The 15355-nt window shown below is 72.8% G+C and carries 13 protein-coding genes; 10 read left to right on the forward strand and 3 right to left on the reverse strand.

All coding sequences use genetic code 11. The features are described 5' to 3' along the window. Positions 1–6: 6 nt before the first annotated feature. The gene (locus J2S63_RS15385) at positions 7–675 is read right to left on the reverse strand and encodes a response regulator transcription factor (RefSeq protein ID WP_310303984.1); all 669 of its coding nucleotides are present in this window, start codon (positions 673–675) and stop codon (positions 7–9) included. Positions 676–766: 91 nt separating this feature from the next. Here J2S63_RS15385 and speB point away from each other — a divergent pair, with 91 nt between their 5' ends. The 4 genes from speB to J2S63_RS15405 all read left to right on the forward strand — a co-directional run bounded on the left by speB (position 767) and on the right by J2S63_RS15405 (position 5950). Then, the gene (gene speB, locus J2S63_RS15390; protein WP_310303986.1) at positions 767–1816 is read left to right on the forward strand and encodes an agmatinase; all 1050 of its coding nucleotides are present in this window, start codon (positions 767–769) and stop codon (positions 1814–1816) included. Between the two features lie 2 nt (positions 1817–1818). Next, entirely contained in the window at positions 1819–3261 is a 1443-nt protein-coding gene (locus tag J2S63_RS15395; protein ID WP_310306715.1) for a pyridoxal phosphate-dependent decarboxylase family protein, read from the forward strand. 47 nt (positions 3262–3308) lie between these two features. Continuing rightward, positions 3309–4445: an NYN domain-containing protein gene (locus J2S63_RS15400; RefSeq protein WP_310303987.1), complete on the forward strand. Its 1137-nt coding sequence runs from the start codon at positions 3309–3311 to the stop codon at positions 4443–4445. A 101-nt stretch (positions 4446–4546) separates the two neighbouring features. After that, complete coding sequence (locus J2S63_RS15405; protein ID WP_310303988.1) at positions 4547–5950, forward strand: wax ester/triacylglycerol synthase domain-containing protein; 1404 nt, start codon at positions 4547–4549, stop codon at positions 5948–5950. Here the strand turns inward: J2S63_RS15405 and J2S63_RS15410 are convergent. Continuing rightward, positions 5940–7370, reverse strand: a complete 1431-nt coding sequence (locus J2S63_RS15410; protein WP_310303990.1) for an amidase — start codon at positions 7368–7370, stop codon at positions 5940–5942. The genes J2S63_RS15405 and J2S63_RS15410 overlap by 11 nt on opposite strands. Positions 7371–7480: 110 nt before the next feature. Here J2S63_RS15410 and J2S63_RS15415 point away from each other — a divergent pair, with 110 nt between their 5' ends. The 6 genes from J2S63_RS15415 to J2S63_RS15440 are packed head-to-tail and all read left to right on the forward strand — an operon-like array spanning position 7481 to position 14131. After that, positions 7481–9043, forward strand: a complete 1563-nt coding sequence (locus tag J2S63_RS15415) for an amino acid permease (protein WP_310303992.1) — start codon at positions 7481–7483, stop codon at positions 9041–9043. A gap of 10 nt (positions 9044–9053) precedes the next feature. Further along, positions 9054–9800: a FadR/GntR family transcriptional regulator gene (locus J2S63_RS15420; RefSeq protein ID WP_310303994.1), complete on the forward strand. Its 747-nt coding sequence runs from the start codon at positions 9054–9056 to the stop codon at positions 9798–9800. 15 nt (positions 9801–9815) lie between these two features. Continuing rightward, complete coding sequence (locus tag J2S63_RS15425) at positions 9816–11225, forward strand: glutamine synthetase family protein (protein WP_310303996.1); 1410 nt, start codon at positions 9816–9818, stop codon at positions 11223–11225. A 10-nt stretch (positions 11226–11235) separates the two neighbouring features. Continuing rightward, on the forward strand, positions 11236–12600 hold the full coding sequence (locus tag J2S63_RS15430; protein ID WP_310303998.1) for an aldehyde dehydrogenase family protein: 1365 nt from the start codon (positions 11236–11238) through the stop codon (positions 12598–12600). A gap of 50 nt (positions 12601–12650) precedes the next feature. Then, on the forward strand, positions 12651–13418 hold the full coding sequence (locus tag J2S63_RS15435) for a 3-oxoacyl-ACP reductase (protein ID WP_310304000.1): 768 nt from the start codon (positions 12651–12653) through the stop codon (positions 13416–13418). Next, positions 13415–14131, forward strand: a complete 717-nt coding sequence (locus J2S63_RS15440) for a gamma-glutamyl-gamma-aminobutyrate hydrolase family protein (RefSeq protein ID WP_310304002.1) — start codon at positions 13415–13417, stop codon at positions 14129–14131. The genes J2S63_RS15435 and J2S63_RS15440 overlap by 4 nt, the downstream gene beginning before the upstream one ends. Here J2S63_RS15440 and J2S63_RS15445 read toward each other — a convergent pair. Beyond that, entirely contained in the window at positions 14128–15246 is a 1119-nt protein-coding gene (locus J2S63_RS15445) for a PP2C family protein-serine/threonine phosphatase (protein WP_310304004.1), read from the reverse strand. The genes J2S63_RS15440 and J2S63_RS15445 overlap by 4 nt on opposite strands. Positions 15247–15355: the final 109 nt, after the last annotated feature.

The raw sequence follows: 15355 nt of genomic DNA on the forward strand, positions 1-15355 counted from the left end.
GGGCCCCTAGGAGGGGACCCGCTCGCTCGCGCGGCTCGCGCGGTAGGGGTAGGCCCGCATGCCGTGCTCGACGCCCCACAGCACGGCCTGGCTGCGGCTGGTGATGCCGATCTTGCGGTAGGCGCTGCGGATGTAGGACTTCACCGTGTTGGGGGAGAGGTAGGCCAGCCGGCAGATCTCCTGGTTGCTGCGGCCCTGGGTGATCAGCGCGATCATCTCCGACTCGCGCAGCGACAGGCCCTCGGGGCGGCCCGGCCAGTCGCCGCTGACCACCGGCGTGTGGCCGGGGCTGGGGGAGACCACCACCTCGCCGTTGTGGATCCGCTCGACCGACTCGACCAGCTCCTTGGCCGGCAGGGTCTTGGCGAGGTAGCCGCGGGCGCCGGCGGCGAGCGCCCCGTCGATCAGCTCGGGCTCGAAGTTCCAGGTGTAGACCGCCACCGCCTCGACCCGGTCGTCGCCGGTGAGCTCCTGGACCCCGCGGGGGTCCTCGCGTGGGCGGGAGTAGGTGTCGTAGAGGACGACGTCGACGGGGCTGGAGACGCCGTCCCGGGTGCTGAGCTCGACGACGCGCACGCGGTCGGCGTAGCCGCCGAGCATGTCGGCGAGACCCCGGACGACGACCTCGTAGTCGTTGATGATGGCGACCCGGATCGGGCCCGCTGCGGCCGGCATGGCGCACATCATAGGGGTGAGCAGGGGCACCCCGAGGCGGCTTCGCTCACCTGCCCAGACCAGTGCTCAGGTGCGTGCGAGACTCCGGCCCATGACGCATCACCACGGCCCGACGCCCGCGGGCCCGCCGCCGGGCCGCTACGGCCAGCAGTTCGGCCCGGACTTCACCTTCCTCGGCGTCTCGAGGTGCGACCTGTCCGACGAGTCGACCTACGCCGACGCCGACGTCGTCGTCCTGGGGGCACCCTTCGACGGCGGGACCTCACACCGGCCCGGCGCCCGCTTCGGGCCGATGGCGATCCGGATGCAGGACTACCTCCCGCACGACGGCTCGCGCCCCAGCCTCGCCCTGCGCACCGACGGGCTGCGCGACCTGCGCGTGGTCGATGCCGGCGACGTGGAGATGTACTCCGGTGACGTCCTCACCTCCCTCGGGGCGCTCGAGGCGGCCGTGGAGCTCGTGGCCCGCGCCGGCGCCATCCCGGTCGTGCTCGGCGGCGACCACTCGATCGCCTTCCCCGACGCCAAGGGCGTGGCCAACGTGCTCGGCCACGGCCGGGTCTCGATGATCCACTTCGACGCCCACGCCGACACCGGCGACATCGAGTTCGGCTCGCTGTGGGGCCACGGCCAGCCGATGCGCCGGCTGATCGAGTCCGGTGCGCTGCGCGGCGACCGCTTCCTCCAGGTCGGGCTGCGGGGCTACTGGCCCGGGCCGGAGACGCTGGACTGGATGGCTGGCCAGCGGATGCGGTCCTACGAGATGACCGAGATCGTCCACCGCGGCCTGTCCGAGTGCCTCACCGAGGCGTTCACGATCGCCACCGACGAGTGCGACGGGGTCTTCCTGTCGGTCGACATCGACGTGTGCGACCCGGGCCACGCCCCGGGCACGGGCACCCCCGAACCGGGTGGGCTGAGCGCGCGCGAGCTGCTGGACGCCGTACGCCGGATCTGCCTGGAGCTGCCCGTCGTCGGCGTGGACGTGGTCGAGGTGAGCCCGCCCTACGACCACGCCGACATCACCGCCGCCCTGGCCAACCGGGTCGTGCTGGAGGCGCTGTCCGCGATCGCGCGCAAGCGACAGGACGAGCGCGACGGCACGAGCTGGGACCCGCTGCGACCCCTGCTGGACCGGTGAGCATGACCGACACCGGCGCCTACGACGAGCTCCCGCGCCCCGAGGGGACCCGGGAGCGACGCCGCAAGCCCCACGAGCGGGTCGCCGGCCGCGCGATGCACCGCGTCGACCAGACGACCGAGCAGATGGTGCGCAGCGTGCTGGCCTACGCCGAGAACCGCCTGCGGATGGACCCCGTGCCCCTCGACCAGGGCACGCTGACCAACGCCCAGCTCTACGAGCGCCTCGAGGGCGTGATCTGCGAGCAGGCGAGCACCCCCGACGAGGTGCTCGGCGTCTACGCCTCGGTGATCGCGCCGAGCGTGATCTCCGCCGACAGCCCGCGCTTCCTGGGCTTCATCCCGGCAGCGCCGACCAAGGCGAGCCTGCTGTTCGACATGCTCGTCTCCTGCGCCTCGATCCAGGGCATCTCGTGGCTCGAGGCGTCCGGTGCGATCGCGGCGGAGAACACCGTGCTCTCGCTCATCGCCGGCGAGGCAGGCCTCGACCCGCGGACCGCCGGCGGCACCTTCGTCTCCGGCGGCTCGGCGGGCAACCTGTCGGCGCTGGCCGTGGCGCGCGAGGAGGCCAAGCGCCGCGACCCGTCGGTGGGCCGCTGGCGCGTGGTCGTCGGCACCGACGCCCACTCCTCGGTGGTCAACACCCTGCGCCTGCTCGAGATGGACGCGCTGGTCGTCGAGACCCCCGACCACCGGCTGACCCGCGCCGACATCGAGCGCGGCACGGCCGGGCAGGACCTCTCCGACGTCGCGGCCGTCGTGTGCACCTCGGGCACCACCAACGCGGGCATCATCGACGACCTCGACTCGGTCGGCGCCCTCGCGCAGGAGCGCGGCTGGTGGTTCCACGTCGACGGGGCGTACGGCGGCGCCGGCATCTTCGCGCCGTCGCTGCGGGCGAAGTACGCCGGCCTGGAGCGGGCCGACTCGTTCATCCTCGACCCGCACAAGTGGATGTTCACGCCGTTCGACTGCTGCGCGCTGCTCTACGCCGACCCGGCCAAGGCACGGCGCACGCACACCCAGGACGCCTCCTACCTCGACGTGATCCACGAGCACGAGGCCTGGAACCCGACCGACTACGCCTACCACCTCACCCGGCGTGCCCGCGGTTTGCCGCTGTGGTTCTCCCTCGCGGTCCACGGCGTGGGCGCCTATCGCGACGCGATCGAGGTCGCGGTGCGGCTGGCGGCCGAGACCGCGGCGATGATCCGCGCCGAGGACCACCTCGAGCTGGTGCGCGAGCCCGACCTCGGCATCGTGCTGTTCCGCCGCCTGGGCTGGGAGGAGGAGGACTACCACGCCTGGGCGCGCGAGCTGCACCAGGACGAGGTCGCCTTCATCCCGCCGAGCGCGTGGGAGGGGGAGACGGTGGGCCGTTTCGCCTTCCTGCACCCCGACACCAGCCTCGACCTGGTCAGGGAGGTGCTGGACCGCACGCGCTGACCCCGGGTGAGGCAGGATGGTCGGACCAACCCACCCGGAGGTGACCAGTGCGCTCCCACAGCGCCGTCTACGTCGACGTCGGCTACCTGCTGGCCAGCTCGGCCACCCGGGTGACCGGCACCTCGCTGCGCAGCGGCGTCGAGGTCGACCACCGCGCCCTCATCGAGGCGATCATGGAGCAGGCCGCGGAGAGCAGCGGTCTCCCGGTGCTCCGGGTCAACTGGTACGACTCCGGCGGCGGCCGCGGCGGCACCCCCGACCGCGAGCAGGAGCAGATCGGCCTGCTGCCGCGGGTCAAGCTGCGCCTGGGCCGGCTGAGCCACTCCGGCGAGCAGAAGGGCGTCGACCTCAAGATCGGGCTCGACCTGGTCACCCACGCCCGCAACAGCGCGGTCGACGTGATGTTCCTGCTCTCCGGCGACGACGACCTCACCGAGGCCGTCGAGGAGGCCCAGGCCCACGGCATCGAGGTCGTGCTGCTCGCGGTCCCGGGTGACCGCGGCAAGCCGCACGCGGTGAGCAAGCACCTGCTGCGCGCGGCCGACCGGCTCGAGCTGATCGACGAGAAGGCCATCGACGCGGCCGTCACGACCGTGGTCCGCGAGATGTTCCAGCAGCCGATCGTGCCCTACGTCCCCGATGAGCCCGGTCCCGACCAGGCGCCCGCCAAGCCGGCCGCCCCGGTCGACGGCGCGTCCGCGGTGCCGGCCGCACCGCCCGCCCCGGCCGGCGCCCCCTCCGGCGCGGGCCCGGACCTGGGGTCGCACGCGGGCTCGGACCCCGTCGACTCGGGACCCAAGCCGCCGACCCCGGCCCTCATGCCCCGCAAGCTCCCGGCGCCCGCGCCGCCCGCGGCGCCCGTCCCGCCCGCCGCGGTGCTCGCCTACCAGTCGACGACCGGGCGCCCCTCGGGCGGCTGGTTCGAGTCCGTCGACCCCCAGGAGGAGGAGCGCCTCGTCGACGAGGTGTGCGCCAGTGTCCTGGAGTCGTGGGCGCGCACCGCGTCGGAGGAGGCCCGCGGCACCCTCCTCCGGGGGGAGCCGACCATCCCCAGCGAGATCGACCGCGCGCTGCTGGTCGACCTGTCCAACCGCCTCGGCATCTACGCCCTCGACGAGCCGACGCGCCACATCCTGCGCTCGCGGTTCTGGGTGGTCGCGAGCGCCAAGCTGCGCGAGACCTGACCCGCCTCCCGGGGCTCCTCCGGAGTCGCCAACGCCACACCCGCGCCGGCCTCCCGGGCCCGCGCGCGGGCGTAGCGTGAGCAGCAGGAGGGTGAGTCGACATGGTCACCTCGAGTCCGCAGTTCCTCAGCAACAGCGACGCCTTCACCTGGGAGATGGAGCACGACGCCGCGCTCCGCTCGACGGTCGTCACCGTCTTCGTCCTGGACCGTCCGCCGGACCCCGCCCGGGTCCGTGAGGGGTTCGAGCGGGCTGTCGCCACCGTCCCCCAGTTCCGGCAGCGGGTCGTGCCCTCGGCCCCGCCCGCCCCGCCCCGCTGGGAGGACGACCCCGACCTCGACCTCGACTTCCACCTGCGCCACGTCACCGCCAGCCCCGTCGACGGGCAGGCGCCCGGGCTCGACGTCGTGCTCGAGATGGCCCGGCGGGCCGAGATGGCCGACTTCGACCGCGCCCGGCCGCTGTGGGAGGCCACGATCGTCGACGGGCTCACCGTCGACGGGGTGCCCGGACGGGCCGCCCTGCTGGTCAAGCTCCACCACGCGCTGACCGACGGCATCGGCGGGGTCCAGCTGGCCCTGTCGATCCTCGACCTCGGCCCCGAGCCGACGGAGAGGGGACCGCTGCCCGCCGTACCCGTGGCGCCGGAGGCGGGGCGCTGGGCGCCCTGGACCGCGTCCGCGGCCTACGACCTCTCCGCCGTGCGCACGCTGGCCCGCACGACCCTGCGGTCGGTGCCGGGGATGCTGCGCGGCGCCCTGCACCCGGTCGAGACCGCGCGCGACGTCGCCGCGGTGGCCGGGTCGGTGGCGCGGACCGTGCGGCCGATCAACCGGACCGGCTCCGCGCTGATGTCCGAGCGTCGCCTGGTCCGGCAGCTGGGGGTGCACCAGGTCCCGCTCGCGGGCCTCAAGGAGGCCGCGCACGCCTGCGACGCGACCCTCAACGACGCCTTCCTCGCGGCCGTGACGGGCGGCGTGCGCCGCTACCACGAGCGCCACCGCGCGGAGGTCGGCGACCTGCACGTCACCATGCCGTTGAGCCTGCGGGACGACGGCGACGCCCTCGGCGGCAACCGCATCACGCTGATGCGCTTCGACGTGCCCGCCCGCATCCCGCGGGCCGACACCCGCATGCGCGCGATCCACGTGCGCGCGCAGCGGATGCGCTCCGAGCGCTCGCTGCCCTACACCCAGGCCATCGCCGGAGCCCTCAACCTGCTGCCGCACGCCTACCTCGCCGCGATGCTGCGCCACGTCGACGTGCTCGCCAGCGACGTGCCGGGGATCCCGGTCCCGGTGTGGCTCGGGGGAGCCAGGGTGCTCGTGCAGTACCCCTTCGGCCCGACGATCGGCTCGGCGGTCAACGTCACGCTCATGTCGTACGTCGACACGTGCGCGGTCGGCGTGGACGTCGACACCGGCGCCGTGCCGGACCTGGAGGTGTTCCTCGAGTGCCTGCGCGAGGGGTTCGACGAGGTGCTCGCCCTCGGGGTCAGCCGGTGATCACCGGGAACGGCCGGGCGGCCTCGAGCTCGTAGGCGACCTCGAGCAGGGTCCGCTCCTGGCCGTGGTCGGCCGAGAGCATCGCCGAGAGCGGGACCGAGCCGCCCTCGACCTCGCCGAGGCCGGTGGGCACGGTGATCGCCGGCCCGCCGGAGACGTTGGCGGCGGGGGTGAACCCGACGTAGGCGCGCAGCCGCTCGAAGACCAGGTCGAACTCGACGTCGGAGCCGAGGTGGCCGATCGGCGGCGTCACGTGGCCCAGCGTAGGGGTCAGCACGAGGTCGAAGCGGCGGAAGACCTCGTGGTAGAGCGCGCCCGCGCCGCGCAGCCGGCGGATCGCGCCGGGCAGCGAGCGCCACCGGCCTGGCACCATCGCGGCCAGCCCCTTGACGATCGGGTCGACCTGCGCGTGGTCGAAGTCGCGGGAGTAGAGCACCTTGCCCAGCCGCGAGGTGAGCAGGCCGAGCAGCGCCCAGTAGAGCGCGAAGTCGTCGGCGAACGCCGGGTCGATCGGGAGGCGCTCCTCGACCAGCTCGTGGCCCGCGGCCGCGAGGAGGTCGGCGGTGCCGAGCACGCTCGCGCGGGTCGCGTCGTCGGTCGGGATGTCGGTGACCGAGTCGGTCATGACGGCGATCCGCAGCCGGCGCGCGGCGGGCCCCTCGACGAGCCCGACGGGGCGCAGGCCCCGGCGGGCGGGGCGCACCCGCTCGGCGGCGGCGAGGAAGTGGGCGGTGTCGCGGACGGTCCGGCTGACCGCACCCTGGGCCACCACCTGCACCGGGAGCACGGTGTCGGCCAGCTCGGCGGCGAGCCGTCCGCGGGTGGGCTTGAGCCCGACCAGCCCGCAGGCCGCGGCCGGGATGCGGATCGAGCCGCCGCCGTCGTTGGCGTGGGCGAGGGGGACGACCCCCGCGGCGACCAGGGCCGCGGCGCCGCCGGAGGACGCGCCTGCGGAGTGGCCGGTGTGCCACGGGTTGCGGACCGGGTCCTCGGTGAGGAACTCCGTCGACGCGGTGAGCCCGAACTCCGGGAGCCTGCTCTTGCCCAGCGTCACGGTCCCGAGCCCGCGCCACTGCTTCATCACGCCGCCGTCGTGCCGGGCCGGCCGGGCGACGTACGCCACGCTGCCGAAGTTGGTCGGCATCCCCTCGACGTCGACGTTGTCCTTCATGAAGGTCGGCAGCCCGGCGAACGCCTCGTCCCCGAGGCCGTCCCGGTCGAGCCGCGCGGCCTCGCGCCGCGCCTCGTCGTACGCCGCGTGCTGGACCGGGCACAGCGCCGGCTGCACCTGCTCGGCGCGGGCGATCGCGGCGTCGACCGCCTCGAGGACGCCGACCTCGCGGCTCCGGAGGAGGGCGCTGAGCCCGACCGCGTCGTGGTCGGCGAGGACGTCGTCGGTGAAAGCGTGCACGCGAGTCATGTCCGCATCCTTGCCGATCCGTCCGATTGGTGTGAGGTCGAACCATTGACGGGGGTGGCCGCCTTCGCCACACTCCGAAGCATCACAGCCCTCGTGGAAGGCGGTCCCCGATGAGCAGCGCAGACCTCGACGACGCCGACGCCAAACGCCTGGCAGAGCTCGGCTACACCCAGGAGCTCCACCGGGGCATGTCCGGGTTCTCCAACTTCGCGGTGTCGTTCTCGATCATCTCGATCCTGGCCGGGTGCATCACGACCTACTACCTCGCGATGGACGCCGGCGGCCCGATCGTCATCTCGCTCGGCTGGCCGCTGGTCGGCATCTTCGTCCTCCTGGTCGCCCTCTCGATGGCCGAGATCTGTTCGACCTACCCCACGGCGGGCGGCCTCTACTACTGGGCGGGCCAGCTGGCCAGGCGCAACAAGCGCGTCTGGGCGTGGTACGTCGGGTGGTTCAACTTCCTCGGCGAGGTCGCGGTCACCGCGGCCATCGACTACGGCGCCGCGATCACGTGGATGGCGGCCCTCAACCTGATGTTCGGCATCTCGGTCACGCCGACCTCGACGTTCATCGCCTTCCTGGTCATCATCGCGCTGCACGGGCTGCTCAACACCTTCGGCGTCAACCTGGTCAACCTGCTGTCGATGGTCTCGGCCTGGTGGCACCTCGCGGGCGTGGGCCTGATCGTGGCGATCCTGTGGATCGTGCCCGACCAGCACCAGTCGCTGGCCTGGACCTTCACCGAGTTCAAGAACGACACCGGCTTCAGCAACCCGCTCTACGTCTTCATGATCGGCCTGCTGATGGCGCAGTACACCTACACCGGCTACGACGCCTCCGCCCACGTCGCCGAGGAGACCAAGAACGCCTCGGTCGAGGCGCCCAAGGGCATCGTGCGCAGCGTGTGGGTCTCGATCCTCGCCGGCTGGGTCCTGCTGGTCAGCGTGACCGCGGCCATCCAGAGCTACTCCGGCGCGCGCAACTCCGACACCGGCCTGCCGCCCGCCCAGATCTTCATCGACGCGGCCGGCAAGGACCTCGGCGTCTTCATGCTGCTCATCGCGGCCGTGGCGCAGTTCTTCTGCGGCATGGCGTCGGTGACGGCCAATTCGCGCATGTCCTACGCCTTCTCGCGCGACAACGCCCTCCCGGGCTCGCGCCTGTGGTCGAAGGTCAATCCGCGCACCGGCACGCCCACGAACTCGATCTGGTTCTGCGTGTTCTGGTCGGTGGTGCTGACGCTGCCCTCGCTGTGGTCGCTCACGGCCTACTTCGCGGTGACGTCGATCGCGGTCATCGGCCTCTACATCGCCTACGTCACGCCGGTGATGCTGCGCCGGCTCAAGCCCGACTTCCAGGACGGGCCGTTCAGCCTCGGTCGCTGGAGCGCCCCGGTCGGCTGGATCTCGGTGGTCTGGGTGATCTTCATCGTGATCCTGTTCATGCTGCCGCAGTACTCCCCGGGCACGCTCGGCGACAGCACGTTCAACTACGCGCCGGTGGCGGTCCTCACCGTGCTGCTGTTCGCGACCGTGACCTGGTTCGTCGGCGGCCGGCAGCACTTCATGCACGGCGCCAAGGGCGAGCACACGACCAAGGACCTCGAGGACATCTTCGACGAGGGGGAGGGGCAGGAGGAGGCCCGTCGGGAGATCCTGGCCGAGGACGACTAGGAGGGGTGCCATGCCTGGCGTCGCCCGGCAGCCCGGGCTGGGGCACGCGGTGCTGCGGCCCGTGCGCACCCACCACGCGTTCGAGGGCTGCGTGGAGCAGCTCGCGACCGCCATCCGGCTCGGGGCCTATCCCTACGGCTCGACGCTCCCCGCGGAGCGCGACCTGGCCGAGCGGATGTCGGTCTCGCGGGCGACCCTGCGCGAGGCCATCGCCGCGCTGCGCCAGGCCGGCATGGTCGAGACCACGCGGGGCCGCGGCGGCGGCACGCGCGTGGTCTACCGCCCGCCCGTCCCCTCCGAGGAGGAGCGCGGGCGGCTCGCGGGACGTCGCGAGGAGCTGCTCGACTCGCTGGTGCTGCGACGGGTCGTGGAGCCGGGGGCCTGCTGGACCGCCGCCTCGCGCGACCTGCCGGCCGCGGACCGGATGATGCTCACCTCGGCGCTGATCGAGGTCGAGCAGGCGCGCGAGCCGGGGCGGCACCGGCAGGCCGACTCCCGGCTGCACCTCGCGCTGGCCACGGCCTCCGGGTCACGGCTGCTCCTCGACGCCGTCACCGCCGCCCAGTCGATGCTGCACGACATGCTCCAGGCGATCCCCGTCCTGGAGGCCAACATCGCCCACTCCGACACCCAGCACCGCGCGATCGTCCAGGCGGTGCTGCAGCGCGACCCGCCCAAGGCGCGCCTGGTGATGGAGCGCCACTGCGACGACACCGCCGCGCTGCTGCGCGGGCTGCTCGACCTGACCGGACCCTGACCGAAAGGACCCCGCATGGCCCCGTCGAACCCCGACGCCCCGCCGCTGCGCAACGACCGCCACCTCGGCGTCGACGACCTCCGCCTGCGCATCGAGCGCGGCGAGATCGACACCGTCGTGGTGGCCTTCACCGACATGCAGGGGCGTCTGCAGGGCAAGCGCCTGCACGGGCGCTACTTCCTCGACCACGTCCTCGGCCACGGCACCGAGGGCTGCAACTACCTGCTGGGGGTCGACGTCGACATGAACACCGTCGACGGCTACGCGATCACCTCGTGGGAGCGCGGCTACGGCGACATGGAGTTCCAGCTCGACCTGTCCACGATCCGCCTGCTGCCCCACCTCCCGGGCTCGGCGATGGTGCAGTGCGACCTCGCCTGGCCGGCCTCGAGCAGCGGCGGCGACCACCAGCCGGTCGTCCAGTCGCCGCGGACGATCCTCAAGCGGCAGGTCGACCGGGCGGACGAGCTGGGCTACGTCGCGCTCGCCGGCACCGAGCTGGAGTTCGTGGCCTACCAGGACTCCTACGAGGCCGCCTCCGAGCTGAACTACCACGGGCTGACCCCGGTCAACCAGTACAACGTCGACTACTCGATCCTCGGCACCACCCGCATCGAGGGCCTGCTGCGCGAGATCCGCAACGCCACCTACGCCGCGGGCATGAACGTCGAGGGCGCCAAGGGGGAGTGCAACCTCGGCCAGCACGAGATCGGGTTCCTGTACGACGACGTGGTCGTCACCGCCGACAACCACGCGGTCTACAAGACGATGGCCAAGGAGATCGCCGCCCAGCAGGGCAGGTCGATCACGTTCATGGCCAAGGTCAACGAGCGCGAGGGCAGCTCGTGCCACATCCACCTGTCGCTGCGCGGCAAGGACGGGTCGATCGTCTTCTGGGACGACGACAGGGACGACCGCACCGAGCTCTACGACCAGTTCATCGCCGGCGTGCTGGCGACGATGGCGGACTTCACGCTGCTCTACGCCCCCAACATCAACTCCTACAAGCGGTTCGCCGACGGGTCCTTCGCCCCGACCGCGATCGCGTGGGGCGAGGACAACCGCACCTGCGCCGTCCGTCTGGTCGGCCGCGGGCCCGCCGCCCGCATGGAGAACCGGGTCCCCGGCGGCGACGTGAACCCCTACTTGGCCCTGGCCGCCATGCTGGCGGGAGGACTGCACGGGATCGAGCGGGGGCTCGAGCTCGAGCCGCCCACGGAGGGCAACGCCTACACGTCGGGACGCCCGACCGTGCCTCGTACACTGCGCGAGGCGCGCGAGGTGTTCACCGCCTCCGAGGTGGCCCGCGCGACCCTGGGCGACGAGGTCGTCGACCACTACACCAACATGGCCGACGTCGAGCTCGCCGCCTACCAGGCAGCCGTCACGGACTGGGAGCTCCGTCGCGGCTTCGAACGCCTCTAGGAAGGAAGAGATGACCCACACCGTCATCAACCCGGCCACCGGCGCGCCCGTCGCCGACGTGGCCTCCGCGAGCGTCGAGGAGACCGACGCCGCGATCGCGCGGGCCAAGGCGGCCTTCCCCGGCTGGCGCGACACCGCGCCGGGGGACAAGGCGCGGATCCTGCGCCGGTTCGCCGCGGTGATCGACGAGCACCTCGACGAGCTCGCCGACCTCGAGGTGCGCAACGCCGGCCACACGCTGGGCAACGCGCGCTGGGAGGCGGGCAACGTCCGCGACGTCGTCAACTACTACTCCGCCGCGCCGGAGCGGCTGTTCGGCCGCCAGATCCCGGTCGCCGGCGGGGTCGACGTCACCTTCCACGAGCCGCTGGGCGTGGTCGGCGTGATCGTGCCGTGGAACTTCCCGATGCCGATCGCCGGCTGGGGCTTCGCCCCGGCGATCGCGGCCGGCAACACGGTCGTGCTCAAGCCGGCCGAGCTGACCCCGCTGACCGCGATCCGGATCGGCGAGCTCGCGCTCGAGGCGGGCCTGCCCGAGGGCGTGCTCACCGTCGTGCCCGGCAAGGGCTCGGTGGTCGGCGAGCGCTTCGTCACCCACCCCGACGTCCGCAAGGTCTGCTTCACCGGGTCGACCGGGGTCGGCAAGCGCATCATGGCCGGCTGCGCCGACCAGGTGAAGCGGGTGACCCTCGAGCTGGGCGGCAAGTCGGCCAACGTGGTGTTCGCCGACGCCGACGTCGCCGCCGCGGCGGCCGCCGCGCCGTACGCCGTCTTCGACAACGCGGGCCAGGACTGCTGCGCCCGCTCCCGCATCCTGGTCCAGCGCTCGGCGTACGACGAGTTCCTCACCCACCTGCAGACCGCGGTGGAGGGGATGCGGGTGACCGACCCGAGCGACCCGGACAGCGAGATGGGCCCGTTGGTCTCGGCCCAGCAGCGCGAGACCGTGCAGGGCTACCTCGACGGGGTCGACGTGGCGTTCACCGGCTCCGCCCCGTCGGGCGGCGACTGGGACGGCGGCTTCTGGATGCCGCCGACGGTGGTGCTCAACGAGGACCCGGCCGCGCGGATCTGGCGCGAGGAGGTCTTCGGCCCGGTCGTCGCGGTGATGCCGTTCGACGACGAGGCCGACGCGGTGCGCCTGGCCAACGACACGGAGTTCGGCCTGTCGGGCTCCATCTACACCTCCGACCTCGGGCGGGCGCTGCGGGTCTCGCGCGCCATCGAGGCCGGCAACCTCTCGGTCAACTCGCACTCCTCGGTGCGCTACTGGACGCCGTTCGGCGGCTTCAAGCAGAGCGGCCTCGGCCGCGAGCTCGGGCCGGACGCACCCCACGCGTTCACCGAGGAGAAGAACGTGTTCTTCGCACAGTAATTGTGGTCTCGACAAGCTCGACCACCAGCACAGGGAAAGGGAGGCGCCCCATGGGCGGCAGGCTCGACGGCAAGGTCGCGGTCGTGACCGGAGGATGCTCCGGGATCGGACTCGCCACGGTGAAGCGGTTCCTCGAGGAGGGAGCGCAGGTCGTCGTCGGCGACCTCGACGACGCCAAGGGCGAGGCCCTCGCCGCCGAGGCGGGCATCACCTACGTCCACACGGACGTGACGAGCAAGGACGACGTCGACGCGCTCTTCGGGACGGCGCACTCGACCTACGGGCGGATCGACATCGCCTTCAACAACGCCGGCATCTCGCCGCCGCAGGACGACTCGATCCTCGACACCGACCTCGACGCGTGGCAGCTGGTGCAGGACGTCAACCTCAAGAGCGTCTACCTGTGCTGCAAGGCGGTGCTGCCCTACATGATCGAGCAGGGGAGCGGCTCGATCATCAACACGGCCTCGTTCGTGGCCGTCATGGGCGCGGCGACCTCGCAGATCTCCTACTCCGCGTCCAAGGGCGGCGTCCTGTCGATGACCCGCGAGCTCGGCGTGCAGTTCGCCCGCCAGGGCGTGCGGGTCAACGCGCTGTGCCCGGGGCCGGTCAACACGCCCCTGCTCAAGGAGCTGTTCGCCACCGACGAGGAGCGGGCCGCGCGCCGGCTCGTCCACGTGCCGATGGGCCGCTTCGGCGAGCCGGAGGAGATGGCCAACGCCGTGCTGTTCCTGGCCAGTGACGAGTCGTCCTTCATGACCGCGTCGACGTTCCTCGTCGACGGCGGCATCTCGGGCGCCTACGTCACGCCGCTGTGACCCCGCTGATCGGCCTGACCGCCTACCGCGAGCAGGCCCGGTGGGGCGTCTGGGACACCCGTGCCGACCTCCTGCCCGAGGTCTACGCGCGGGCGGTCGAGGCCGTGGGCGGCGTGCCCGTGCTGCTCCCGCCGACCACGCACCCCTCGGTCGAGGAGGCGGCGCGCCTGGTCGTCTCGCGCCTCGACGGGCTGGTGATCTCGGGGGGCGCGGACGTCTCGCCGCACCAGTACGCCGCCGAGCCGCACCCGCGCACCCGCGGCTGGCGTGACGACCGCGACACCTGGGAGATCGCGCTGCTCGACGCGGCCGAGGAGCGTGTCCTGCCGGTCCTCGGTGTGTGCCGCGGCATGCAGGTGATGGCCGTCCGCGCGGGCGGCACCCTGGAGCAGCACTTGCCCGACGAGGTGGGCCACGAGCAGCACGGCCCCTCGCCGGGGGAGTTCGGCGAGGTCGGGGTGCGCCTGGCCTCCGGCACCCGGCTCGCCTCGCTCGTCGGCGACCGCAGCGTCGAGGGTCTCGGGGTCCGCTGCCACCACCACCAGGCCGTCCGCGAGCACCCCGGCTTCGCCCCGGTCGCCTGGGCCGAGGACGGCACCCTCGAGGCGATGGAGGCCCCGGGCGCCCGGTTCTGCGTGGCCGTCCAGTGGCACCCCGAGATGCTGGCCGACGTCGGGCTGTTCGCCGGCCTGGTCGAGGCTGCCCGGCGCTAGCCGGCCAGGCCGGCCGCGGACTCGACGAGCCGCCCGCCGAAGCGGGCCGGCCGACGCTCGCCGGTGTTCTCCAGCAGCACGACCGCGAGGTCGTCGGTGAGGAGCCGGCCCGGGACGTGCCGGCGCGCCTGGTCCAGCACCGCGTCGAGGGCGTCCTCCAACGGGTGCGAGGCGACGGTCGGGGCCAGGTCGATCGGGGCGAGGAACCGTCCGGAGTCGTCCCGGGCCTCGCTCAGGCCGTCGGTGTAGAGCAGGAGCCGGTCGCCGGGGCTCCACGCGAAGTCGACCGCGACCGCGGAGTCGCCCAGACCGAGGGGCAGCCCGGGCGGCAGGTCGAGCAGCCGCGCGGTCCCGTCGCGGCGGAGCAGCAGCGGCGGTGGGTGGCCGCAGGAGGCCAGGGTGAGCCGGCCAGGAGTGGTGACGTCGACGAGCAGCGCGGTCACGAAGCCCTCGTCGTCCAGGAACGCCTGGAGGTAGGCGTCCATGTCGTGGGCGAGGGCCCCGAGGTCGTCCTGGACGCCGCTGGACTGCCGGAACGCACGGATCACGCGCGCGGCCTGCTCGACCGCGCCGATGCCCTTGCCGCGGGCGTCGCCGATGAGGAAGCGGACCTTGCCGCTGGTCAGCGAGCAGTCGTAGAGGTCTCCGCCCACCAGCGCGTCCCGGGAGGCCGAGCGGTAGCGCGCCTGCACCAGGACCTCGGCCGCCGAGTCCGGGAGCACGGGCAGGATGACCCGCTGTGCCGCCTCGGCGATGTGGGACACGCGCTCGAACTCCGCCTCCCGGCGGATCCGCACCGCGGCGATGAGCACCGCGGCGCCGCTGATCAGCACCACGCTGGAGAACCGCACCCACTGCTGGGCGGTGTCCCAGACGTCGTTGTAGGCGCCGGACCACCCCGACCAGGCCACGGTGACCAGGGCGACCGCGGCCGTCACCCGCGTGGGCAGCACCGCGCAGACCGCGAGCGGCGCCAGGGTGACCAGGGGGTCGGGGACGAAGGTCGACCGGAACGTCAGGTTGACCACGGTCATCGCGACGAGCCAGAGGCCGGCGACCATCGCACCCACCCGGGCGCTCTGGTCGTGGTGCAACCAGCCTCGCTCCTGCCTCACAGCTGCCTCCACAACGCCCCCGCCACGTGTGCCCAGCCTACGGCGTGCGGAGCGCGAGGGCCCCCTCCCGGTCCCCGATGAGTTCTCGGGCAGTGCGTGGTCTGCAGGA

The organism is Nocardioides marmoribigeumensis, assembly GCF_031458325.1.
In the GTDB taxonomy this organism is placed as follows: domain Bacteria; phylum Actinomycetota; class Actinomycetes; order Propionibacteriales; family Nocardioidaceae; genus Marmoricola_A; species Marmoricola_A marmoribigeumensis.

Excerpts from the sequence above, each read along its gene's own strand:
- J2S63_RS15425 (WP_310303996.1), top strand. The coding sequence starts at position 9,816 with ATGGCCCCGTCGAACCCCGACGCCCCGCCGCTGCGCAACGACCGCCAC.
- J2S63_RS15395 (WP_310306715.1), top strand. The coding sequence starts at position 1,819 with ATGACCGACACCGGCGCCTACGACGAGCTCCCGCGCCCCGAGGGGACC.
- J2S63_RS15420 (WP_310303994.1), top strand. The coding sequence starts at position 9,054 with ATGCCTGGCGTCGCCCGGCAGCCCGGGCTGGGGCACGCGGTGCTGCGG.
- J2S63_RS15435 (WP_310304000.1), top strand. The coding sequence starts at position 12,651 with ATGGGCGGCAGGCTCGACGGCAAGGTCGCGGTCGTGACCGGAGGATGC.
- J2S63_RS15430 (WP_310303998.1), top strand. The coding sequence starts at position 11,236 with ATGACCCACACCGTCATCAACCCGGCCACCGGCGCGCCCGTCGCCGAC.
- J2S63_RS15405 (WP_310303988.1), top strand. The coding sequence starts at position 4,547 with ATGGTCACCTCGAGTCCGCAGTTCCTCAGCAACAGCGACGCCTTCACC.
- J2S63_RS15415 (WP_310303992.1), top strand. The coding sequence starts at position 7,481 with ATGAGCAGCGCAGACCTCGACGACGCCGACGCCAAACGCCTGGCAGAG.
- speB (WP_310303986.1), top strand. The coding sequence starts at position 767 with ATGACGCATCACCACGGCCCGACGCCCGCGGGCCCGCCGCCGGGCCGC.
- J2S63_RS15410 (WP_310303990.1), bottom strand. The coding sequence starts at position 7,370 with ATGACTCGCGTGCACGCTTTCACCGACGACGTCCTCGCCGACCACGAC.
- J2S63_RS15385 (WP_310303984.1), bottom strand. The coding sequence starts at position 675 with ATGCCGGCCGCAGCGGGCCCGATCCGGGTCGCCATCATCAACGACTAC.